At 39.6% G+C, this 22,057-nt stretch carries 18 protein-coding genes; 17 read left to right on the forward strand and 1 reads right to left on the reverse strand.

Translation table 11 applies throughout. The annotated features are described in order from the left end of the window. The first annotated feature begins 87 nt into the window (after nucleotides 1–87). From rlmD to eno, 5 genes are all read left to right on the forward strand, one after another. On the forward strand, nucleotides 88–1,413 hold the full coding sequence (gene rlmD, locus PUND_RS05795; protein ID WP_010387805.1) for a 23S rRNA (uracil(1939)-C(5))-methyltransferase RlmD: 1,326 nt from the start codon (nucleotides 88–90) through the stop codon (nucleotides 1,411–1,413). 8 nt (nucleotides 1,414–1,421) lie between these two features. Next, nucleotides 1,422–3,578, forward strand: coding sequence for a GTP diphosphokinase (gene relA / locus PUND_RS05800; protein ID WP_010387807.1), 2,157 nt, complete (start codon nucleotides 1,422–1,424; stop codon nucleotides 3,576–3,578). Continuing rightward, complete coding sequence (mazG, locus tag PUND_RS05805; RefSeq protein ID WP_010387809.1) at nucleotides 3,559–4,383, forward strand: nucleoside triphosphate pyrophosphohydrolase; 825 nt, start codon at nucleotides 3,559–3,561, stop codon at nucleotides 4,381–4,383. The genes relA and mazG overlap by 20 nt, the downstream gene beginning before the upstream one ends. Nucleotides 4,384–4,540: 157 nt before the next feature. After that, nucleotides 4,541–6,175, forward strand: a complete 1,635-nt coding sequence (locus tag PUND_RS05810; protein WP_008111779.1) for a CTP synthase — start codon at nucleotides 4,541–4,543, stop codon at nucleotides 6,173–6,175. 100 nt (nucleotides 6,176–6,275) lie between these two features. Then, the gene (eno, locus tag PUND_RS05815; RefSeq protein ID WP_008111781.1) at nucleotides 6,276–7,574 is read left to right on the forward strand and encodes a phosphopyruvate hydratase; all 1,299 of its coding nucleotides are present in this window, start codon (nucleotides 6,276–6,278) and stop codon (nucleotides 7,572–7,574) included. A gap of 178 nt (nucleotides 7,575–7,752) precedes the next feature. Here eno and mutH read toward each other — a convergent pair whose 3' ends face one another. Beyond that, a complete protein-coding gene (gene mutH, locus PUND_RS05820) occupies nucleotides 7,753–8,424 on the reverse strand; it encodes a DNA mismatch repair endonuclease MutH (protein WP_010387810.1) in 672 nt (223 codons plus the stop codon). 527 nt (nucleotides 8,425–8,951) lie between these two features. Here mutH and rppH point away from each other — a divergent pair. The 12 genes from rppH to PUND_RS05880 all read left to right on the forward strand — a co-directional run bounded on the left by rppH (nucleotide 8,952) and on the right by PUND_RS05880 (nucleotide 22,055). Beyond that, a complete protein-coding gene (gene rppH / locus PUND_RS05825) occupies nucleotides 8,952–9,470 on the forward strand; it encodes an RNA pyrophosphohydrolase (RefSeq protein ID WP_008111786.1) in 519 nt (172 codons plus the stop codon). Nucleotides 9,471–9,493: 23 nt separating this feature from the next. Then, entirely contained in the window at nucleotides 9,494–11,758 is a 2,265-nt protein-coding gene (ptsP, locus tag PUND_RS05830) for a phosphoenolpyruvate--protein phosphotransferase (protein ID WP_010387813.1), read from the forward strand. Nucleotides 11,759–11,823: 65 nt separating this feature from the next. Then, a complete protein-coding gene (locus PUND_RS05835) occupies nucleotides 11,824–12,633 on the forward strand; it encodes a sulfite exporter TauE/SafE family protein (protein WP_010387814.1) in 810 nt (269 codons plus the stop codon). 12 nt (nucleotides 12,634–12,645) lie between these two features. Further along, entirely contained in the window at nucleotides 12,646–13,449 is an 804-nt protein-coding gene (gene lgt, locus PUND_RS05840) for a prolipoprotein diacylglyceryl transferase (protein WP_010387815.1), read from the forward strand. A 13-nt stretch (nucleotides 13,450–13,462) separates the two neighbouring features. Then, nucleotides 13,463–14,314 carry a thymidylate synthase gene (locus tag PUND_RS05845; RefSeq protein WP_010387816.1) on the forward strand — a complete coding sequence of 284 codons (852 nt, stop codon included), beginning with the start codon at nucleotides 13,463–13,465 and terminating at the stop codon, nucleotides 14,312–14,314. 17 nt (nucleotides 14,315–14,331) lie between these two features. After that, a complete protein-coding gene (gene galU / locus PUND_RS05850) occupies nucleotides 14,332–15,210 on the forward strand; it encodes a UTP--glucose-1-phosphate uridylyltransferase GalU (protein ID WP_010387817.1) in 879 nt (292 codons plus the stop codon). Nucleotides 15,211–15,487: 277 nt separating this feature from the next. Next, nucleotides 15,488–16,339: an SPOR domain-containing protein gene (locus PUND_RS05855; RefSeq protein WP_010387818.1), complete on the forward strand. Its 852-nt coding sequence runs from the start codon at nucleotides 15,488–15,490 to the stop codon at nucleotides 16,337–16,339. 65 nt (nucleotides 16,340–16,404) lie between these two features. Continuing rightward, nucleotides 16,405–17,001, forward strand: a complete 597-nt coding sequence (locus tag PUND_RS05860) for an SPOR domain-containing protein (RefSeq protein WP_010387819.1) — start codon at nucleotides 16,405–16,407, stop codon at nucleotides 16,999–17,001. 136 nt (nucleotides 17,002–17,137) lie between these two features. Continuing rightward, a complete protein-coding gene (locus PUND_RS05865) occupies nucleotides 17,138–17,728 on the forward strand; it encodes a DUF4402 domain-containing protein (protein WP_010387820.1) in 591 nt (196 codons plus the stop codon). Between the two features lie 37 nt (nucleotides 17,729–17,765). Beyond that, on the forward strand, nucleotides 17,766–18,215 hold the full coding sequence (locus PUND_RS05870) for a DUF4402 domain-containing protein (RefSeq protein WP_010387823.1): 450 nt from the start codon (nucleotides 17,766–17,768) through the stop codon (nucleotides 18,213–18,215). A gap of 21 nt (nucleotides 18,216–18,236) precedes the next feature. Further along, the gene (locus tag PUND_RS05875) at nucleotides 18,237–19,061 is read left to right on the forward strand and encodes a fimbrial biogenesis chaperone (RefSeq protein ID WP_010387825.1); all 825 of its coding nucleotides are present in this window, start codon (nucleotides 18,237–18,239) and stop codon (nucleotides 19,059–19,061) included. Nucleotides 19,062–19,094: 33 nt separating this feature from the next. Continuing rightward, the gene (locus PUND_RS05880) at nucleotides 19,095–22,055 is read left to right on the forward strand and encodes an MSCRAMM family adhesin SdrC (protein WP_240539499.1); all 2,961 of its coding nucleotides are present in this window, start codon (nucleotides 19,095–19,097) and stop codon (nucleotides 22,053–22,055) included. Nucleotides 22,056–22,057: the final 2 nt, after the last annotated feature.

The raw sequence follows: 22,057 nt of genomic DNA on the forward strand, positions 1-22,057 counted from the left end.
ATCATTTTTATTAAATGTGAGTATATACATACTCATAGCTATTCTCAAAGTAGAGACGTAATTCATCAACCTTTAAGGTAATGCCTCATGGCACAAATATTTAAAGCAAAGAAAAAACCACTACAACAGCAATCGCTAGAACTCGATATTACAGCAATGGATCACCATGGCCGTGGTATTGCTAAGTACAATAATAAAGTGTGTTTTGTTAGTGGTGCATTACCTGGTGAGCGAGTAAAAGCCAAGTTGGTTGATGATAAAGCACGTTACAGCCAAGCTGATACGCTTAAAATAATTAAAGCTAGTGAATATCGCACAGCGCCTATTTGTGAACATTACAGTCAGTGTGGTGGTTGCCAGCTACAGCATTTAGATACCACACAACAGGTAATTGAAAAGCAAGCTGCGGTGAATCAATTATTTGCCAAGTTTGCAAAATTAACCGATTTAAACTGGCAAGCCCCGCTGCAAAGCCAAGCAACTCATTATCGACGCAGTGCTCGAATTGCTGTTATGCTCGACAAGGCTGCAAAAAAAATGCGGGTAGGCTACAGAGCACGTGGCTCTAAAAGTATTGTTAGTATTAATCAGTGCCCAGTTTTAAGTGATGTATTTGCCGATGTATTTAATGTATTTGATAAAGTCATTAATCAAAACAAGACGCTACACAGTATCAGTCATTTACAATTATGTGCCGCTGATGAACAATCTTTTATTGTTATCCGCCATACCAAAGCGATTTCACCTCATGATAAGGCGTTTGTTGAGCAAAGTGTGGCAGCTCATAATTGGCAGTTAGTGTGGCAAAGTGACAGTGATACTATTGATCATTCACATTTAGCTATGCCATTTTATAAACTTGAACAGTTAAATATAATGTTTGAGTTTGGGCTCAGTAACTTTATTCAGGTTAACGCGAGTGTAAATCAAGCGATGCTGATCCAAGCTGCAAACTGGTTAGCACTTCAAGGCGATGAAAATGTTCTGGATTTATTTTGTGGTATTGGTAACTTCTCTTTAGTGTTAGCCAAACAAGCTAAAACAGTAACAGGAATTGAGGGCGTAACTTCGGCGGTTGCATTAGCAACACAAAATGCGCACACTAACTCTATTACTAATACCCAGTTTCATTGTTTTGATTTAACCACGAGCATTAAAAAAGCGCCGTGGTTTAATAAAGAATTAGATGTTTTAGTACTCGACCCCTCACGCACTGGTGCGATGGCAGTTTTAGAACAGCTTCCATTAACGCAGTTTAAAGCGATTTTATACGTTTCTTGCGACCCTGTTACTTTAGCCCGTGACAGCGCTATTATTTCGCAAGCCGGCTTTGAGCTGAACAAGATAGGGCTAATGAATATGTTTCCTCACACGGGGCATATCGAAACTATGGCGTTATTTCAACGGAGGTAAAGCGCATTATGGTAGCGACACGTCAATCTCATCAACATGATAAAGCGGGTGACTTTTTTTCACGCGTAGAATCTCTTGATTTGTCTCAAGAAAAAATCAGCTTACTCAACAAAGCGCAGCAGCTTTGCCAAACGTGCGATAACAGCGAGCGACAAAATACCGCTATAGAAATGGTGGAGATTTTAGTTGAGTTAAATTTAGATGCTGACTCTTTAGCCACAGCCTATTTAACCCCTTATTATTTAAATGATGTAGTGAGCATTGATGCGGTAGAAGAGCATTTAGGCAATCATGTTGCAGTGCTGCTTACAGGTGTGTCACAAATGGCTACCATAAGTACCTTAGCTCATCAAGGCAACGGCACTGTGCAAGTCGATAATATTCGCCGGATGCTGCTTGCTATGGTGGAAGATGTGCGCGCTGTGGTGATTAAATTAGCCGAACAGGTTTGCCATTTACGCAATGTCAAAGATGCCGCAGAAGAAGAGCGAGTAGTTGCCGCCAAAGAGACCGCTGATATATTTGCACCGCTTGCCAATCGTCTTGGTATTGGTCAATTAAAATGGGAGCTTGAGGATTTAGCTTTTCGTTATTTGCACCCCGATATTTATAAAAACATTGCCAAGCAGCTCGATGATAAGCGCCTTGCCCGTGAAGCGTATATGGTTGATATGGTTGAACAGGTCAAACAACGCCTCCATGAAGCGGGTATTAAAGCTGAGGTGTACGGCAGGCCAAAACATATCTACAGCATTTATAAAAAAATGGCGAAAAAGAACTACGAGTTTGATCAGCTATTTGATATACGTGCCATGCGAATTGTGGTTGAACGATTACAAGATTGCTACGGCGCCCTAGGTATAGTGCACACTAATTGGCGTCATTTAAATAAAGAGTTTGACGATTACGTTGCGACCCCAAAACAAAATGGCTATCAATCTATTCATACGGTTGTGTTTGGTCCTGAGGGTAAAACCGTTGAAATTCAAATACGAACACACGACATGCATCAAGATGCAGAGCTGGGTGTCGCCGCGCATTGGATGTACAAAGAAGGCGCATTGCCAGGGCGTGGTTCAGGCTATGAGCAAAAAATTAGCTGGTTGCGTAAATTACTGCAATGGCAAGAAGAAGTGGTTGATGGCAGCGATTTAGCACAAGAGCTTAAAAACCAAGTGGTTGAAGATCGTGTGTATGTGTTTACCCCTCGAGGCGATATTTTTGACTTACCACTGGGGGCAACGCCTCTTGATTTTGCTTACTACATTCACTCCAATGTAGGGCATCGATGTATTGGCGCAAAAATATTTGGCAAAATAGTGCCATTTACTCATCAGTTAAGCACTGGTGACCAAGTTGAAATACTAACCCAAAAGCAGCCAAACCCAAGCCGTGATTGGTTAAACCCGTCGCTGGGATATATTAAATCGTCTCGCGCTAGAGCCAAAATCCACCATTGGTTTAAACAGCTCGACCGCGATAAAAATTTAAGTGCGGGTAAAGAAATCCTTGATAACGAATTACAAAAATTAGAGCTAACTTATAAAGATTTAGATCCTGCTATAAAGCGTTTTAATTTTAGAGAACTTGATGACTTAATGGTCGCCATTGGCGCAGGCGATATTCGTCTTAACCAAATGCTTAACTTTATTACCGACAGAACAGAGCATGAGCCGGTAATTCGTTTCAAATCGCCTAGTAAAGTGACTGGTGACAAAAACGGTATTGTGGTGGATGGGGTCGGTAGTTTAATGAGCCATGTTGCTCGTTGTTGTCGCCCAGTACCTGGGGATGAAATTATTGGGTATATTACTCAAGGGCGCGGTATTGCGGTGCACCGAGAGGATTGTGATTCGTTTAGTAATTTAAAAAACAAGCACCCCGAGCGTGTTATTTCAGTGAGTTGGTCAGACGATATTAGTAGCTCTTACGCCTTAACTATTCGTATTGAAGCCAGTGATCGTTCTGGCTTAATTCGTGACATCAGTTCTGCACTTGCCAATGAAAAAGTTAATGTGCTCAATATGAACGTAAACACGGTTGATAGCACTCAAACTGCTATTTTTGTGATGCAAATTGAAGTGCATGACTTACAAGGCACAAACAAAGTGCTGTCTAAGCTACATCAGATCGAAGGGGTACACAGTGCAAAACGAGGGCAGTAATCAGGCTAACAATGAGGCTTTAAGCCAACTGCTGGAAATAATGCAAACACTGAGAAACCCTGAGGGCGGATGCCCTTGGGATCTCAAGCAAACGTTTGCGTCAATCGTACATCACACTCTTGAAGAAGCCTATGAAGTGGCTGATTGTATTGAGCGCGACGATTTAAATGAACTTAAAGGTGAACTAGGTGATCTGTTATTTCAAATCGTGTTTTATGCGCAACTAGCGCAAGAGCAGCAATTATTTGATTTTAATGATGTGGTGGCTCAGTTAAATGAGAAGCTGATACGTCGTCATCCGCATGTATTTTCATCGCAAGACACACCCACAACTGATGCCGAATTAGCCGCGCAGTGGCAAGCAATAAAAGCACAAGAGCGCGCAGCTAAACCCCAAGATGACAGCTCAACACTTTGGCAAGATATACCAAATAGTTTACCTAGCTTAACAAAAGCTAAAAAAATTCAACAACGTGTAGCCGCTTTAGGCTTTGATTGGCCTACTTATCATGGAGCTATAGATAAAGTGAGTGAAGAGGTTGAGGAAGTGAAAGAAGCTTTAGCTCATAACCCGTACTCAGCGCATACAGCAGAAGAGCTAGGTGATTTGTTGTTTGCTACCGTGAATGTAGCGCGCCATGTTAAACGTGATCCAGAGCAATTGCTTCGTAGTGCCAACGATAAGTTTTCTGCACGATTTGAAAAGGTGCAAAATTACTTAATTGCCCAGGGTAAATGTATTGAGTCAGCGTCTTTAGAGGAAATGGATGCGGCATGGGATGCAATAAAAAAATTAAATAAATAGGGACATAAAAAATGTCTGTTTTTTGTGCACAGATTTGCTATTTATAGCTGGATTGCTTAGCTATGTTTTGGTATAATTTCGCCCCGTCTTGTTTATATTCCAAAATCACTTGTTTGGGTATTATATTCCTTTTAATTCCTGATATTCTAGGGTTCGCATGAGTACAAAATTTATCTTCGTTACTGGCGGAGTTGTTTCTTCGTTGGGTAAAGGTATTGCAGCAGCATCATTGGCCGCTATTTTAGAAGCCCGTGGCTTAGATGTTACCATTCTAAAGCTGGATCCTTACATCAACGTTGACCCAGGCACAATGAGCCCAATTCAACACGGTGAAGTATACGTTACCGAAGACGGCGCAGAAACGGACCTTGATTTAGGTCACTACGAACGTTTTATTCGCACCAAAATGACCAGCCGTAATAACTTTACGCAGGGGCGCGTATATGAAGATGTACTACGTCGTGAAAGACGTGGTGAATATCTTGGCGCAACTATTCAGGTTATTCCTCATATTACCAATGACATTAAGCAACGTGTTTATGATGGCGCAGAAGGCCATGATATAGCAATCGTTGAAATTGGTGGTACGGTAGGCGATATTGAATCACAACCATTTATCGAAGCAATTCGTCAAATGGGTACAGAAATTGGTCGTGAACGCGCACTTTTTATTCACTTAACCTTAGTGCCATTCTTAGGCCCTGCCGGTGAAGTGAAAACAAAACCAACTCAGCACTCAGTTAAAGAGTTACGCTCGGTAGGTATTCAACCAGATATTCTTATTTGTCGCTCAGACCGTAAGCTGCCAAATAACGAGCGTGCAAAAATTGCATTGTTCACAAACGTTGAAGAAAAAGCAGTTATTTCACTGCCTGATGTAGACAGTATTTATAAAATCCCTGCGTTATTAAAATCGCAAGAGTTAGATAACTTTGTATGTCGTCGTTTTCATTTAGACGCGCCTGAAGCCGATTTAGCTGAGTGGGAACAAGTATTGTATCAAGAGTCTAACCCAACGGGTGAAGTGACAATTGGTATGGTAGGTAAATACATTGAATTACCAGATGCATACAAATCAGTAAACGAAGCATTAAAGCATGCGGGACTGAAGAATCGTTTAACTATTAATATCCAATACGTTGATTCACAAGACTTAGAAACCAAAGGAACGGATGTTCTTTCTCGCTTAGATGCTATTTTAGTGCCAGGTGGTTTTGGTGGTCGTGGTGTTGAAGGTAAGATTTTAGCGGCTAAATATGCTCGTGAAAACAAAGTGCCTTACTTAGGTATTTGTTTAGGTATGCAGGTTGCACTTATTGAATACGCACGAAATGTTGCCGGTTTAGTTGATGCAAACTCAACTGAATTTAACGCAAACTCAGACTCGCCAGTGGTTGGTTTAATCACTGAGTGGTTAGATGCTGAAGGTAATGTTGAATTACGAGACGAAAAATCTGATTTAGGTGGCACTATGCGTTTAGGCGCACAAAAATGTCATTTAACACCAGGCTCTAAAGTACATGATGTGTATGGTAGCGACGAAATTGTTGAACGCCATCGTCACCGTTATGAAGTTAACAACAACTTTGTAGCACAACTTGAGCAAGCTGGTTTAAGCTTTACAGGTTTATCTGAAGATAAAAAACTAGTAGAGATTATTGAGAATAAAGATCACCCTTGGTTTATTGCAGCGCAATTCCACCCGGAATTCACTTCAACACCACGTGATGGTCACCCGCTATTTGAAGGGTTTGTAGCTGCGGCTCATACCTATCAAAAAGCGTCTTCGTAATATAAAAAGGCTGTGCATGATGCGCGGCCTTTTTTGTTTCTAAGGCTAGCCAAACTCAGGTTAGCCGCACTCACCATTTTGGGAATATAGAGGAATCAAGATGTCAGAAATCGTAAAAGTAATCGGTCGTGAAATTATGGACTCGCGTGGTAACCCAACTGTTGAAGCTGAGGTATATTTAGCTGATGGTTCATGGGGCCGTGCTGCTGCACCTTCAGGTGCATCTACAGGAACTCGCGAAGCATTAGAATTACGTGATGGTGATAAAGCGCGTTACTTAGGTAAAGGCGTATTAAAAGCGGTTGGCTTCATTAATAATGAAATTGCAGAAGCGCTAAAAGGTCAAAACGCACTTGCTCAAAGTGATGTAGACCAAGTAATGCTTGATTTAGATGGTACTGAAAACAAAGAAAAACTAGGTGCTAATGCTATTTTAGCGGTTTCACTTGCTAACGCAAAAGCGGCTGCACAATCTAAAAAAGTAGAGCTTTACGAGCACATTGCTGACTTAAATGGCACGCCAGGTGTTTACTCTATGCCACTACCAATGATGAACATCATCAACGGCGGTGAGCACGCTGATAACTCAGTAGATATTCAAGAATTTATGGTTCAGCCAGTAGGTGCTACTAACTTCCGTGAAGCATTGCGTATGGGTGCTGAAGTATTTCATAGCCTAGCTAAGGTACTTAAAGCAGATGGACATTCAACAGCTGTAGGTGACGAAGGTGGTTTTGCACCAAACCTTGCATCAAACGAAGCTGCACTTGCAGCTATTAAAGTGGCTGTTGCAAATGCCGGTTATGAGCTTGGTAAAGATATTACCCTTGCACTTGATTGTGCGGCCTCTGAGTTTTATAACAAAGAAGCAAATATCTATGACCTTAAAGGTGAAGGTAAGCAATTTACATCTGAAGAGTTTAACCACTTCTTAAAAGATTTAACTGAGCAATACCCAATTGTATCAATTGAAGATGGTTTAGATGAGTCTGATTGGGATGGCTTTGCACACCAAACCAAACTAATGGGCGATAAAGTTCAATTAGTGGGTGATGATTTATTCGTAACCAATACTAAGATTTTAAAACGCGGTATTGATAACGGTATTGCCAATTCAATCTTAATTAAATTTAACCAAATTGGTTCATTAACAGAGACGTTAGCTGCAATCAAAATGGCAAAAGATGCAGGTTTTACAGTGGTTATTTCTCACCGCTCTGGTGAAACTGAAGATGCAACTATTGCTGATTTAGCAGTAGGTACTGCTGCAGGTCAAATTAAAACGGGTTCATTAAGCCGTTCAGATCGTGTTGCTAAGTACAACCAATTGCTACGTATTGAAGAGCAATTAGGCGCTAAAGCACCGTACAATGGTTTAAAAGAAGTTAAAGGTCAGTAATTCTCTAATCAGAATCTGATATTTAAGATTATAAAAATCCTCGCTTATGCGGGGATTTTTTGTAAAAAATAGCAAAAAAGGGACAAAGAAACGGGCTACGAGCACCGAGCTACGGGCGTTAAGCAAGCAGTGCGAATATCTAGGTTAAACAAGCCTAACGTTAGTTACTTTTCATCAATTAAAGCTGAAATTGCTTTTTTAAAATATCACCCGTAAAACTGGTTTTTAAGTAAAAGCCACGTGGCAGAGTTTTTATAATTTGTCCGTTTGGGCCTATTGCATCGGTAACAATATGGCTATTGGCTGCTTTTGGTCGTATTTGCATTACATCCCCTAAATGACCTGAGATTTCATCAATTCTACCAAGAGCTATAAGCTCCATTTGTTCTTCCCAGTCTCGCTGCAATTGTGCATCTTGCGCGGGGGAAGGTTGCCACAAAAAGCCACTGCCTATGGTTCTATCAAAAGGAGCGATATCGCGCTCACTTAAAATAGGTAACCATAAAACATGATTCAACTTTTTACGTACGCTACTTGTGTGCCACGTCATGCCAGTTACATTCATTAGCGGGGTGACCGACACAAATGTGGTTTCTAGCGGTTTACCTTTATATGAAATAGGCAATGTTTTAAGCTCTATGCCTAAATCTTCAAAGTCGGGGAGCGGTTTTGAACCAGCGGTTGCGCCTAATACATACTCAATCAGTTGACCTGTCCAGCCTTTTTCACGCAATAAATCATCTGGCGTTTTAAAGTGGTACTGCTGTGCTAGTTGTCCAAGTGTGAGCCCTGCAATATTATTGACACGTTGCATTAGTTGATTAATTGAATGAGGTTTTAAAGGTTGCATACTGTTAATTTAGTTGAATAAATACCAACGCCATGATAGCAAATTAGCTTGATAGTGGATATCTTTAGCGGTTGGTTGATTTTTATACGTGTCGTGGTTGGTGCAATTTTATGCACTGCTTTAAAACGCTAAAATTAACTAAGTAACTGAACTACATTGTTTTTTTTGTTTTTGGTGTTCAGTTTTAATTAAGGTCTATAATTGTTGTAAGGATAAATACAGATGTATAAACATGTTTATCCACAGATTCTGTGGAGAACATCACTTTTTTGATCTTGTATTGTGGATTTGTTTGCTAAATGAGCGTGTTTTACAAAAGTTATGCACAAGCTGTGAGTAACCAGCACAAACAGTGTGGTTTTTATGTATTTACGTATGGCAGTGTTGTTTGTTATTCACATGAATGGATTTCGCCATTAATTTGCCTTAAGCGAAGGTGTTAACGAGGCTTGCACGTAATAGTATTTGCCGTATTGCAGCTAATGTGGAACAATCATAAAAAATCGACTTACAAATGAGGCACTAAGGTGATTGATGCCGAAGGTTTTCGTGCCAATGTCGGAATTGTAATTTGCAATAATCAGGGGCAAGTGTTTTGGGCCAGACGCTATGGTCAACATTCTTGGCAATTTCCCCAAGGTGGTGTTGATGATGGTGAAACACCAGAACAAACTATGTACCGTGAATTACACGAAGAAGTAGGTTTGCGACCAGAAGATGTAGAAATAGTTGCAAGCTCAAAACATTGGTTACGCTATAAATTACCCAAACGATTAATCCGCCGAGATTCAAGTCCGGTGTGTATTGGGCAAAAACAAAAATGGTTTTTACTAAAACTGCGCTGTAAAGATGAAGATGTTAACTTACTGAAAACCCATCATCCGGAATTTGATGATTGGCGATGGGTAAGTTATTGGTACCCGGTTAGACAGGTTGTGTCGTTTAAACGGGACGTTTATCGACGTGTTATGAAAGAGTTTGCTCCCTTTGCTATGCCCTTTAATAAGCGAGAGCAACAAAAAGATCACTGGCGAAATAAAAGGTAGTTTTACATAAAAAGGAGCAGTGTATGCTGGCAACACTCAGAGCGATAGCTGAGTCTGTTTCGCAACAAGCGAATTTAGACGACGCGTTAGTGTGCTTTGTGAAAATGGTAAAAGATGCCATGAATACCCAGTGCTGCTCCATTTATTTTGCAGATTACAGCCAAGATAATTTTGTACTGATGGCTACCGAAGGGTTAAACCCTGATGCGGTGGGCAAATTTAGAATTGGCTTTACCGAGGGTTTAGTTGGGCTTGTTGCTCAGCGTGAAGAAGCAATTAACATTGCCTTTGCCAAGTCGCATCCTCGTTTTAAACTCTCCCCAGAAGTTAACGAAGAAGGTTATAACGCCTTTTTGTCTGTGCCTGTTGTTCATCAAAAAAAAGTGTTAGGTGTTATTGTTGTTCAACAGAAAATGGCGCGGGTATTTTCTCAAGATGAGGAGTCTTTTTTAATTACGCTTTCTGCGCAGTTAGCTTCGCAATTAGCCCACGCTGAAATAAAAGAAGTATTACGCCAAGATGAGTCTTCCCATCAAACATCGGTATTAAAAGGGGTTTCTAGCGCACCTGGTATAAGTATTGGTAAAGCTTTTGTTGTTATTCCTAAACTTAATTTTAAATCCATAGAACTTACTAAAAATAACGATGTTATTGAACAGCGTCGTTTATTCACCCAAGCAGTTGCTGCTACGCGCAAAGAATTTAGCACCTTATCGATGACGTTAAGTGACAGCATACCGCAAGAGGCGTTGGCTGTATTTGATGTATATCAGCAATTACTAGATGCTAAAAGTTTAGGTCATAATGTAGAGACACAATTACAAGAAGGGTGGTGTGCAAAAAGTGCATTAAAAATTGTGATTGAACGTTTAGTTGCACAGTTCAACGAAATGCAAGACCCTTACATTAAAGAGCGTGCGGTTGATGTTAAAGACATTGGCTTACGAGTGCTGCATCACTTAGTGAATACCGAACACGCAATAAAAGACTACCCTGAAAACACCATTTTAATAGCGCACACACTAACGCCAGCTATGTTAGCTGAGGTGCCCAATGAGCGTTTAGCGGGGGTTGTGAGTATTAATGGTTCAGCCAATAGCCATGCCTCTATTTTAACCCGTGCTATGGGCGTGCCTGCGATTTGGGGTATTGAAGATTTACCGCTATTGCAGTTTGATAGTAAAGAAATGATTTTAGATGCTTTTGCTGGGCGTTTATATATTTCGCCTTCGCAAATGCTTATTGATGAGTATACCGAATTACAACACCAAGATAACTTACTCAATAATCGGTTTTTAGAAGAACAAGCACTGCCTGCAATCACGTTAGACGGTGAGCATATTAGTTTATTACTTAATGCAGGGCTTGAGCTTAATACCCAACAAAATAGTGCCCATATTTGTGATGGTGTTGGCCTTTACAGAACCGAAGCATGGTTTATGCAAAAGGGGCAGTTTCCATCGCAACAAGAACAAGAAAACTGGTACCGAGAAGTACTAAGTAGCTATTACCCTAACCCCGTTGTTATGCGAACGTTAGATATAGGTGGCGACAAAGTTTTAGATTATTTTAACATTACCGAAGAAAACCCATTTTTAGGATGGCGAGGTATTAGAATTAGCTTAGATCATCCTGAGCTTTTTTTAGATCAACTCAAAGCGATGCTAAAAGCGAATATTGGCTTAGGTAATTTAAAAATAATGCTGCCGATGATCAGTGGCACTGATGAGGTTGAAGAGTCACTGGCATTGTTTAACCAAGCTTATTATGAGTTAAGTGAAGCGTTTCCTGAGCAACTAATAGAAAGGCCCGATATTGGCATTATGCTTGAGGTGCCTTCAAGTGTATTTATGCTGCCAGAGTGGTCTAGAAAAGTCGATTTTTGCTCAGTAGGTAGTAACGACTTAACTCAGTATTTATTAGCCGTAGACAGAGCAAATGCACGCGTAGCCGATTTATTTAATCCCTACCATCCAGCCGTGTTGCGTGTATTAAATAATATTGCCAGCGAGTGTGAGCACTATGAATTGCCCTTTAGTTTATGTGGGGAGCTTGGTGGCGACCCCGAGGGCGCAATATTACTAATTGCTATGGGTTATAGGCGTTTAAGCATGAACTTATCGTCACTAAACAAAGTGAAGTGGGTGCTAAGGCGCTTAAATGTAAGCGACATGGAACAATTACTGAGCGAATGTTTGGCACAGCCCAACGCTAAACAAGTACTGCGGTTAACTCGTAGTTTTATGATAGAGCATCAGCTAGGTAATTTATTTTATACACCAAAATGATAGAACTGTAATTGTTTATATAATCAATTAAAATATACTTATAATTAAATGTATTAGAGATAACTATGTATGAACTAGGACTTCTAGTTGCAAGTTGTGCGCTGTTAGGCTGCATTGTTGGTTTTTTAGCAGGGTTACTAGGCATAGGCGGTGGTTTAATCATTGTGCCAGTGCTAAGTAGTTTGCTACTTAGTTTTGACGTTGCCGCTGCCGATCATGTGTTAGTTATCGCCATTGCAACATCTTTAGCCTCTATTTTATTTACTTCTACCTCTTCAGCGTTGGCTCATCATAAAAATGATAATGTGCCTTGGAAAATTGCTCCTTGGGTTATGTCGGGCGTGGCCATTGGTGCATTGGTAAGTGGCTTTGCTGCCAGCTTTATCCCTGAGAAAATGTTAAGAACGGTGTTTGCCGTCAGTGTAGTTTTTATTGCAATGAGAATGGTACTTTCTGCTCGTAATAAAGTGAGCGCAGAACACCCTTTGCCCGCAGGCCCCGTGCTAGCTAGTGTTAGTTCGGTAATGGGGGCTTTGTCTGGATTAATTGGCATTGGTGGCGGTGCATTACTTGTGCCTATGTTGCATTATTTTTCGGTTGATATTAAAAAGGCAATTGGTTGCGCTGCTGCATGTGGTATTGTAATTGCCTTTTTTGGGTCTATCGGTTACATCAGCGCTGGGTGGCATGTAACGGACTTAGCGCATGGTTTTATGGGGTTTGTATATCTACCTGCTTTATTTGGGATTGTTGTTACCTCATGGTTTATAGCGCCTATTGGGGCTAAGGCAACACATTACTTACCTGTGAATACAATTAAGAAAGTTTTCGCGATGTTACTGGTTTTCATCGCTATTAAAATGGTTTTTAGCTAAAGGTTTATTTTTATGGCACTGGAGTTTCCTCAAATTGATCCAATAATATTTTCTGTTGGACCACTTAGCGTTCGTTGGTATGGGTTAATGTACTTAATTGGTTTTGCGTTTGCGATGTGGTTTGCTAATCGTCAAGCTAAAAAACCAGGGTCGGGTTGGACTAAAGACGAAGTCAGTGATTTACTCTTTTACGGCATGCTGGGCGTTATATTAGGTGGACGTATTGGTTATGTTCTGTTTTATCAATTTAGTTATTTTATCGAAAACCCCTTATATTTATTTAGAATCGATCAAGGTGGCATGTCGTTTCATGGTGGCACACTTGGGGTGATCACTGCGATTGCTATTTTTGCTTATAAGCGTAAAAAGTCCTTATTGCAAGTCGGTGACTTTGTAGCACCTTTAGTGCCAGTTGGTTTACTTGCCGGGCGTATAGGTAACTTTATTAACGGCGAATTATGGGGCCGCACTACCGATGTTCCATGGGCAATGGTATTTCCAACTGGAGGCCCGCTTGCACGCCACCCATCACAACTTTACGAAGCTTTTTTTGAAGGTCTAGTATTGTTTGTCATATTATTGTGGTTTATTAAGCGTCCTCGTCCTGCGGGAAGTGTGTCAGGTTTGTTTTTACTGGGTTACGGCGTATTTAGGTTTGGTATTGAGTATTTTCGCCAACCCGATGCGCAATTGGGGTTATTTGCCGACTTCATTTCAATGGGGCAAATTCTATCGTTACCTATGATCATTGGCGGGTTAGGCTTACTTATTTGGGCCTATAAACAACCACAATCGCAAACAGCGGCAAAAGTTTAAAAGAAGAAGTTAGATGAAACAATATTTAGAATTATGTCAGCGCATTGTTGACCAAGGACAGTGGGTTGAAAATAAACGCACCGGTACACGTTGTTTAACGGTTATAAACGCTGATTTAGAATACGATGTGGCGAATAATCAGTTCCCTATGATCACCACTCGAAAGAGCTATTACAAAGCGGCTATTGCTGAATTGTTAGGTTATTTAAGAGGCTATGACAGTGCTGAGCAGTTTCGTAGTATAGGCTGTAAAACCTGGGATGCTAACGCCAATGAAAATAGTGCCTGGCTCAATAATCCTAACCGTAAAGGTGAGGATGATATGGGGCGCGTTTATGGCGTTCAAGGACGTGGCTGGCAACGCCCTGATGGTTCAACATTGGATCAACTGGCAAAGGTCATTAATAATTTAAAAAATGGCATAGATGATCGCGGCGAAATTATTACATTTTACAACCCTGGTGAATTTGAACTTGGTTGCTTGCGCCCATGTATGCACACACATACCTTTTCATTATTGGGCGATACCCTGTATTTAACCTCATATCAACGCAGTTGTGATGTTCCACTAGGACTTAATTTTAATCAAATTCAATGTTTTGTATTACTTGCATTAGTTGCCCAAATTACCGGCCATAAAGCGGGTAAGGCATATCATAAAATTACCAATGCTCATATTTATGAAAACCAGCTCGATTTAATGCGAGATGTGCAGTTAAAGCGTGAGCCATTTGCTTCTCCCCAATTAAAAATCAACCCAGAGATTAAATCACTCGAAGATATAGAAACATGGGTAACACGTGATGACTTTGAGGTGGTTGGCTATCAATGCCATGAAGCGATTCAGTACCCATTTTCAGTTTAAAAAATAAGGAGAGCATAATGAAAGCAGTGATCCCTGTAGCGGGCCTTGGAACACGTATGTTACCGGCCACTAAAGCAATTCCAAAAGAAATGCTGCCAGTTGTAGACCGTCCACTAATTCAATACGTTGTGAGCGAAGCCGTTGCCGCTGGCATCAAAGAGATAGTGTTAGTAACCCATTCGAGTAAAAACTCAATTGAAAACCATTTCGATACTAGCTTTGAATTAGAGGCTACGTTAGAGAAACGTGTAAAGCGGCAATTACTTGCCGAAATACAGTCTATTTGCCCTAACGACGTGACGATTATTCATGTGCGTCAAGGTGAGGCAAAAGGGTTAGGTCATGCTATTAACTGTGCTGCCCCTATTATAGGGGATGAACCTTTTGTGGTTATTTTACCTGACGTTATTATCGATGAAGTGGAAAGTGATTTAACAAAAGATAATTTAGCGGAAATGATCACTCGTTTTGAGCAAAGTAAACACAGTCAAATTATGGTTGAACCAGTTCCTAAAGATGACGTAGATAAATTTGGTGTTGTTGATTTAGGTGATGTTGAGTTAAACCAAGGTGAAAGCTCACCCATTAAGAGTATGGTAGAAAAGCCACCCGTTGACGAGGCACCTTCAAACCTTGCTGTGGTTGGTCGTTACGTGTTGAGTAAAAATATTTGGCCATTATTAGCTAAAACACCACAAGGTGCTGGTGATGAGATTCAGCTAACAGATGCAATTGCGATGCTTATGCAAAACGAAAAAGTAGACGCTTATGCTATCAAAGGCCGAAGCCATGATTGTGGTAGTAAAATTGGTTATTTGAAGGCGACGATTGAATTTGCCTTACGCCGCGATGAATTTGCTGATGAGCTTAAGACCTTTATTAAAACGTTAATCTAATCAGTTCTTTATTTATTTAAAGCGCCTATATGGCGCTTTTTTTTTGATTGTAAAGTCGCTTTTTCAGGACTTTAATTATAACTATTTTTGCAGTTATACAGACAGATCTGGGTTTGTAATGTAAGCTTTATGTTAACTAAAGTTGTTTTGTAGTTAACGTTCTTTATTAGGCCAATTGTAAATTGGCTCAATTTAGCGATCTAAACTGTTGAAAGAGAAACAATCAATGTGTGAATGCAGCATAAAGTATCACCGATATTTAGTTATAGCGTTACTCATGTTAATTGGGAGTGGCTGTACTATATCGCCAGATAAAACTACGTTAAATGAACAAGTTAAAGATTCTCCTGAATATGTAACCATTACCGCACTTGAGCTTGCACAGCTAAAAGATGCCGCTTTGCAATGGCAACAGGCGCGCTCTGGTATTGAGCGGCTATTAAAATTAGAACGCGAGCTTACATATTTAGTTGATAATTTAGATATTATTAATAGTAAAGCAATAGCGCAATCAAATCAGGCTGTTAGCAATCGCTATGCACGCTCATCAATTAAGGCTAATACATCGCCAAACCTCAGGTATGGTAATAACTACGCAAGCACGTCAGATAAAGTTGAGCGCCCAAAGCAAAGATATAGTAATCGCTACGCAAAACCAACTAATAGGGACGCTCTACAAAATCAGCGATACAACAGTCGCCATGCAAGTGTGCCTAAAAAAATGATTACAGCCCCTCCAAAAAGTTACAGTAACCGCTCTGTTCGTTCGTCAGTAAAAGCTATTAATCCAAGGATGAATAAAAAGGTCGCTTCTAAAATATCGAAGGCAACAAAAGTGGCAATGGTTGATACTAATAGAAAGGTATTTGCTTTGCAGGTAGCTTCGCTTGATTCAGAAGAGAGTGTTGCTAAGCAGTGGAAGAAAATTAATAGAAAAGCGGCGCCTCTATTCAGAGATAAAATTACTACTAACGTGGAAAAAGCCAAGGTCAATAATAAAACCTATTACCGATTAAAGTTAGGTGAATACTATAACTTTAAGAGCGCCGAGGATGATTGTGAGGTATTTAAATTTTATAAAGTTGATTGCTTTGTGAGTAACTACACTGACAAACCAATTAGATTATAAATTATTTATTTGGCGCTTTTATTGCATAATAGCTAGAGCTAGTTTTTTGTAATAGGTGCTTTAAAGTGAAACTTCGTTTAATAATATTACTAATACCCTTTGCATTAGCTGGTTGTAGCAACCAGCTAATGCCCGCCGACTCACAAAGCGACAAGCTTGTGCGTGAAAAAGATATAAAACCTTACTTAGAGCAATGGGATAACAACAAAGAGCAAATAGCGCGTTTAAGCACCATGGAAGAGGACTTATCATTACTGATTCAAGCTCTTTCTGCACAAACAGATATTGATACCGTACCAGAGCCGTTGAAAGAGAAGGTAAAACGTGTTGAATATGGCTCTAAGCAATCTTTACAACTCTCATCAGAAACTGCCTTAGCCGATAACACTATCAGTACAAACAAAGCAATTTACGGTGTGCAAATTGGACGTTATTTAGTTTCTAACGGAGCCAAAAGGCAAGTACAGCGACTAAAAGAGCAATATCCTCAATTGAACAGTATTTTACAATACCGCATTAATGAGCAACAAAAGGAATCAACAACGTTTTATAGTGTTGTAGCAGGCCCGCTAAAAAATCAACAGCAAGCAGCGCAGCTGTGTTTATTTTTTTATAAGATGGGTAATAAATGTACCTTAGCGGCATTTTTAGAGGATGTTTAAGGTTTTTTACGTTTATTTTTGCATCCTGTTATTATAAATCAAAATAAAGTAAATATTTTCTAACTTTTTAGTGATTTTGGCCGATACTTAACATAACCTGACTGACAGGTTTATACTTTATATCTAAGGGAAAACTATGAACAAAATATTTACTAAAGCAGCATTAGCTGCATCAATGGCTGTTCTTTCTTTCGGCGCTGCAGCTGAATCAGTTTCGTTTCAAGCAGGTGTTACAGTTCAAAATGCTTTTACCTTGACTAACGATTCTGCACTAGATTTTGGAACAATTCGTGCCTCAGCAGATTTAGCAGCAGCTGAGACGGCTACCCTTGTTTTAGCCGCAAATCCAGCGACCTCACCTACAACTGCTTCTACATCGATTGCCGATGCTGAAATCGCAATTTTAGTACCAGGTGCACCAGCTTCTTTTTCTGTTTCTGGCGTGTCTCCTTTCGGTTCACTGACAATTACAAATCCGACAGAAACTGCAATTTCACCTGATGCAGCACCTGCTGGTACTGCAGCATTTACTTTGGGTACTCCAACGTATTATGTGCTAACTGGCGCGACGCCTAACAGTGCTGCTACAACGACCATTCAGGTAGACGCAAATGGTGAAGCGACATTTAATGTTGGTGCCACATTAACGACAGATGCCACTACTCCTACGAGTGATTACATTGATGGCACTTACAGTGGCTCATTCACATTAGAATTAAACTATTAATGAGCAAAGCCTGCTTTATTATAAAGCAGGCTATTTTATGAAATTAATTTTATTCATACTAGCAGCTTCCTTAACTCCAGGTTTGTGCGCGCAGGTAACACCGCTTGAGCCATTGAGTTTTGGTAAAATTGTTATAAGTGATAATCAAAGCATTAGCTCCATAACTTTGTTGCCTAGTAATACAAATACCTTAACCAATAAGATATATTTACTTGAAAAAGGCCATGCAGCTGAATTGCTGCTTGAAGGATACCCTGCACGTATTCAAGTAAATGTAAGTGACTTTGTAAGCAACCAACCTTTAAATAACATTTTCGGTGGTGCATCTCTGATTTTAAATCAACTCATATACAATGCGACCATTACAACCGATACCACAGGGACTGCGTTATTGAGAGTTGGGGGGCAATTGAGTACCTCAGGTGACGGTAATACTTATAAAGATGGCATCTTTGATACTACAATTGAAGTGACGCTAAATTATTAGACAACTAGAGATGTTGATTAAATGACAATAATAAAAACTTTTTTTATCTTAGTAAGCTTTATTTTAATTAGCTTTCATTCTTATGCAAACTTACTTATTTCTCCAACAAGAATCAATTTTGATGAGCGCCAACGTGTTGCTAAAGTCATTGTTGTTAATAACTCTAATGAACCCAAAACTTATAGGTTGGAGTGGCAAGACAAAGTTGCACTAGCTGGCGGAGGGTATGCTAATTTAGCGGCTGATCAAAAAATTTCATCTTCACTTAAAAACATGGTTAGGATCAGCCCATCGCAAGTTAGATTAGCACCAGGAGAAAGGCAGATTGTTAAGCTTGCTATTAGAAAACCGAAAGGTTTAACAGAGCAGGAATACCGATCTCATCTAGCCTTTAAAGCACTCCCTAATGAAGCTCAAAGTCAGCAACAGAGACTAGGCATTAAGGTAAACTTACTCTTAAGCTACACTATTCCTGTTATTTTGCGAAAAGGCGCTGAAAAACCTAATGTTAATATTAGCAATTTACAGCTTATACATAGCCCAGAAAAAAAGGCGCTTGAGATTGAAATTAAGCGAGAGGGTGACTTTAGTTCTTTTGGCAAGTTAGAAGTTTTCTTTAAGCAAAAAGGAGCGGATACAGAGAAAAAGATCGCAATGTTAAACGATTTTAGTATTTACCCTGAGCTAAAAACAACAACGGCGACGATACCAATTTTTGCAGATCAAAATATCCCGAAAAATGGCGAAGTTCGCGTCATTTATACAGGGCTTAAAGAATATCGCGATACTATTTTTAGTGAAAAGTTTGCGCCAATCAATAATGCAATTATCGGTAATTTGAAATAGGCGATGTATTACTTTAAGCACTTAAAGTGGTTGTTGATCATTTTTTTATCAATTGATCCATTATTAGCAGCAGAGCCTGACACTCAGGCCATTCTTGCTAGCATAAAAAAAATAGATAAAAAATGGCAGCAATACAACACTGAACAAGCTGTAAATGAGAGAGCCGAGTCTAAGCTTAATGTGCAGCAAGGTGAGGGCATCCCCGAAGGGGAGTTATTATTTTTTTCATCGTTCGTGAAAAAAAATTACTTGGGTGAAATGCTCGGGGTGAAAAGTAAAACAGGTGTATTAATAGATTTATTAAGTTTTTCAGAAAGCCTGGATTTTGCTATCGATATAAATAGCGATGACCTTATTGCTCAAGGGTGGTTTATTCGTGAAGATAATCAGTTTTATCTAGACCTAAATACAAACACAGCACAAATTAACGGCGCTAGATATTCATTTAACAGCCAACAAGCTTATGCTGATAACGGCGATATGTTTGTTGATAGTAACTTGCTAGCGCAGTGGTTTTCGTTAGATATTGATATTGAATATTCAGCACTTGAGCTATATGTAAGCTCCCCTACCAAATTACCTATAGAATTAAAACGCGAAAGAGAGCAGCGAGAAACTGTAACTAATAGAGAGTCACGTCAAGCAATATTACCGTGGAAGGCCAGTCCATACAGTGCAATTTCATCTCCTCTTGCTGATGTGCAGCTTAGTGCAACCAAGAGTAATACGGATTCAGCGATAGGGTACTCTGTATTAGGGTCAAATGACTTAGCCTATTTTAATGCTCAGTATTTTTTTGCAGGGCGAAAACAAGATTTACTATCAGATTCAAGATTATCATTTAGCCGTCAAAGTAAAGATGCACGGTTATTAGGTCCTTTAAATGCGACAACTGTTCAATTTGGAGATGTATTAGCAACTCAAGTCGGTAAACAATTTAATAGTAGTTACGCCAGAGGAGTAAAAGTTGATAACAAACCACTTTTTAAACAGGTTAATAGTAATCAAATTAATTTAACGGGTGCTATTCAACCAGGGTGGGATGTTGAGTTATACCGTAATGATGTACTGCTAGCGCAGCAGTTTAGTTTAGCTGATGGGCGTTATTTATTTGAGGATATTGATTTATTGTTTGGTGCTAATAATTTTGAGCTGATCTTTTATGGCCCACAAGGGCAAGTAGAGCGAAAAACAGAGCAATATTTTATAGATGGTAATAGTTTGTCAGCAGATGAGTCGTTCTATGAGTTGTCAATTACTGAGCAAGGTGAGCAGTTATTTAATCAATCACTTTATTCGACAGAGGGCAAAGGTTGGCAGCTAGCAGGCCGTTATGAAACGGGGTTAACTGATTATTTATCGGTTTATGCTGGTACATCAATATTAAATAGTAATTCGGGTGATAATGTTAACAATTATGCTTTTGGTTCGAACCTAAGTATATTTGATAAAGTATTACTTAATCTAGATTATGAAAAAAATAATAACGATGAAGACAAGCTAGAGGTAGCTGCTAGAGGTGAGTTAATTGGTCAATCGGTACGTTTAAGCCTGTCTCAAAACAATGAAAAGATAGTTGGTGATTCGCAGACAGCGAAAGTTGAAAGTTATCAACTATATGCGGCAGGAAAGTTGTTTGATAAATCGTTTGGAAGCTTGAGCTATCAAAATACGCTCGCATATAACAACAGAGAGTTTAGCGACTCATATTTAAGTGTTGATAATACCTTATCGTATAATTTAGGCGGTACCGTTGTTAGTAACAACTTAATTTGGCGAAAATTTGATTCTTTAGATGATGCAACAACACTTGGCAGCATGCGTCTTCAACATCGATTTGGTAAAACATACACTCGTTTTAGTGTTGACTATAGCGCAGACTCTGGTTCAACTATACTGGGTTACCAAGCTGAATTAAGCCGTAGTTTATCTCAGAATTTGCAATCTGAATTCACACTGAGAAACTCCCGTATAAATGATTTAGTTTCTATGGAGTTGGGTCTAAATTGGCAAAGCGATAGTTTTAGCTTAAATAGCACAATGAGTTACGATGATGATGATAACTGGCGACTAGGTTTATTTAGTCGTTTTAGTATTGGTTTTGATACGAACACTGACGAGTACTTTTTAAGTAAAAGAAGCCTCGCAAACTCTGGCACTTTAATGGTTAGAGTCTTTCTTGATTCAAATAATAACAATATTCAAGATGACGGAGAAAAGGGAATTGAAGGCGTTAAGGTAAAAGGAGTTCAAAACTATCGCCGAGCGGTAACTAACGAAAATGGTTTAGCGATTCTTAAAGGAATGCCAGCAAATAGAACCACCGACATAGTGATTGAGTCTGGTAGTATTAGTGAGCCTTTTTTAGTTGCCGCCAATGATGGCTTTTCTATTACACCGCGTGCCGGCTTTGTTGAATATATGGAAATCCCACTTAATAACAGTAGTGAATTAGAGGGAACTGTTTACAAACAAGATGAGCAAGGCAGTAGTGAAGTACAGCCTTTTGCTACCGTAAAATTACTCGACAAACAAGGCAAGCAAGTGGCGCAAACACAGGCTGCTTATGATGGTTATTATTTGTTTACCGATTTACGCCCTGGCGAATATAAAGCGGTTATAGATGATGAATTTAAGCAACGTAAATCTTTAAAAGATACGCAACAGGTGGTGGTTAAATTACCAGCGCAAGGTGAAGTAGTAATGGGCGTTGACTTTGAGCTTAAAGAAAAAACACAAACTCCAGCGTATATTGCTAATGCAGGTGGGTTTTCATCATTGCCAATTATGAAAGCGTATTATCAATTAATTAAACGTCATTTAAATGAGCAATCAAAGCGTGATGCTTTTTATATTAAAGACGAAAAACAAAAACGGTATATTTTAGCCGTCGCTTATGCCGAGTCTGCGCAAGGGGAACTTGAACAAGTATGTGCAGAATTAAAAGTAAAAGGCTTGAACTGCCAAGTCCAAGCGCAACTTATTAGCCACTAATA

The sequence above is a fragment of the Pseudoalteromonas undina genome, assembly GCF_000238275.3.
Classification (GTDB): domain Bacteria; phylum Pseudomonadota; class Gammaproteobacteria; order Enterobacterales; family Alteromonadaceae; genus Pseudoalteromonas; species Pseudoalteromonas undina.

Coding starts and splice junctions, on each gene's coding strand:
- rlmD (WP_010387805.1), top strand. CDS start 88: ATGGCACAAATATTTAAAGCAAAGAAAAAACCACTACAACAGCAATCG.
- relA (WP_010387807.1), top strand. CDS start 1,422: ATGGTAGCGACACGTCAATCTCATCAACATGATAAAGCGGGTGACTTT.
- PUND_RS05810 (WP_008111779.1), top strand. CDS start 4,541: ATGAGTACAAAATTTATCTTCGTTACTGGCGGAGTTGTTTCTTCGTTG.
- eno (WP_008111781.1), top strand. CDS start 6,276: ATGTCAGAAATCGTAAAAGTAATCGGTCGTGAAATTATGGACTCGCGT.
- mutH (WP_010387810.1), bottom strand. CDS start 8,424: ATGCAACCTTTAAAACCTCATTCAATTAATCAACTAATGCAACGTGTC.
- ptsP (WP_010387813.1), top strand. CDS start 9,494: ATGCTGGCAACACTCAGAGCGATAGCTGAGTCTGTTTCGCAACAAGCG.
- PUND_RS05835 (WP_010387814.1), top strand. CDS start 11,824: ATGTATGAACTAGGACTTCTAGTTGCAAGTTGTGCGCTGTTAGGCTGC.
- lgt (WP_010387815.1), top strand. CDS start 12,646: ATGGCACTGGAGTTTCCTCAAATTGATCCAATAATATTTTCTGTTGGA.
- PUND_RS05845 (WP_010387816.1), top strand. CDS start 13,463: ATGAAACAATATTTAGAATTATGTCAGCGCATTGTTGACCAAGGACAG.
- galU (WP_010387817.1), top strand. CDS start 14,332: ATGAAAGCAGTGATCCCTGTAGCGGGCCTTGGAACACGTATGTTACCG.
- PUND_RS05855 (WP_010387818.1), top strand. CDS start 15,488: ATGTTAATTGGGAGTGGCTGTACTATATCGCCAGATAAAACTACGTTA.
- PUND_RS05865 (WP_010387820.1), top strand. CDS start 17,138: ATGAACAAAATATTTACTAAAGCAGCATTAGCTGCATCAATGGCTGTT.
- PUND_RS05870 (WP_010387823.1), top strand. CDS start 17,766: ATGAAATTAATTTTATTCATACTAGCAGCTTCCTTAACTCCAGGTTTG.
- PUND_RS05875 (WP_010387825.1), top strand. CDS start 18,237: ATGACAATAATAAAAACTTTTTTTATCTTAGTAAGCTTTATTTTAATT.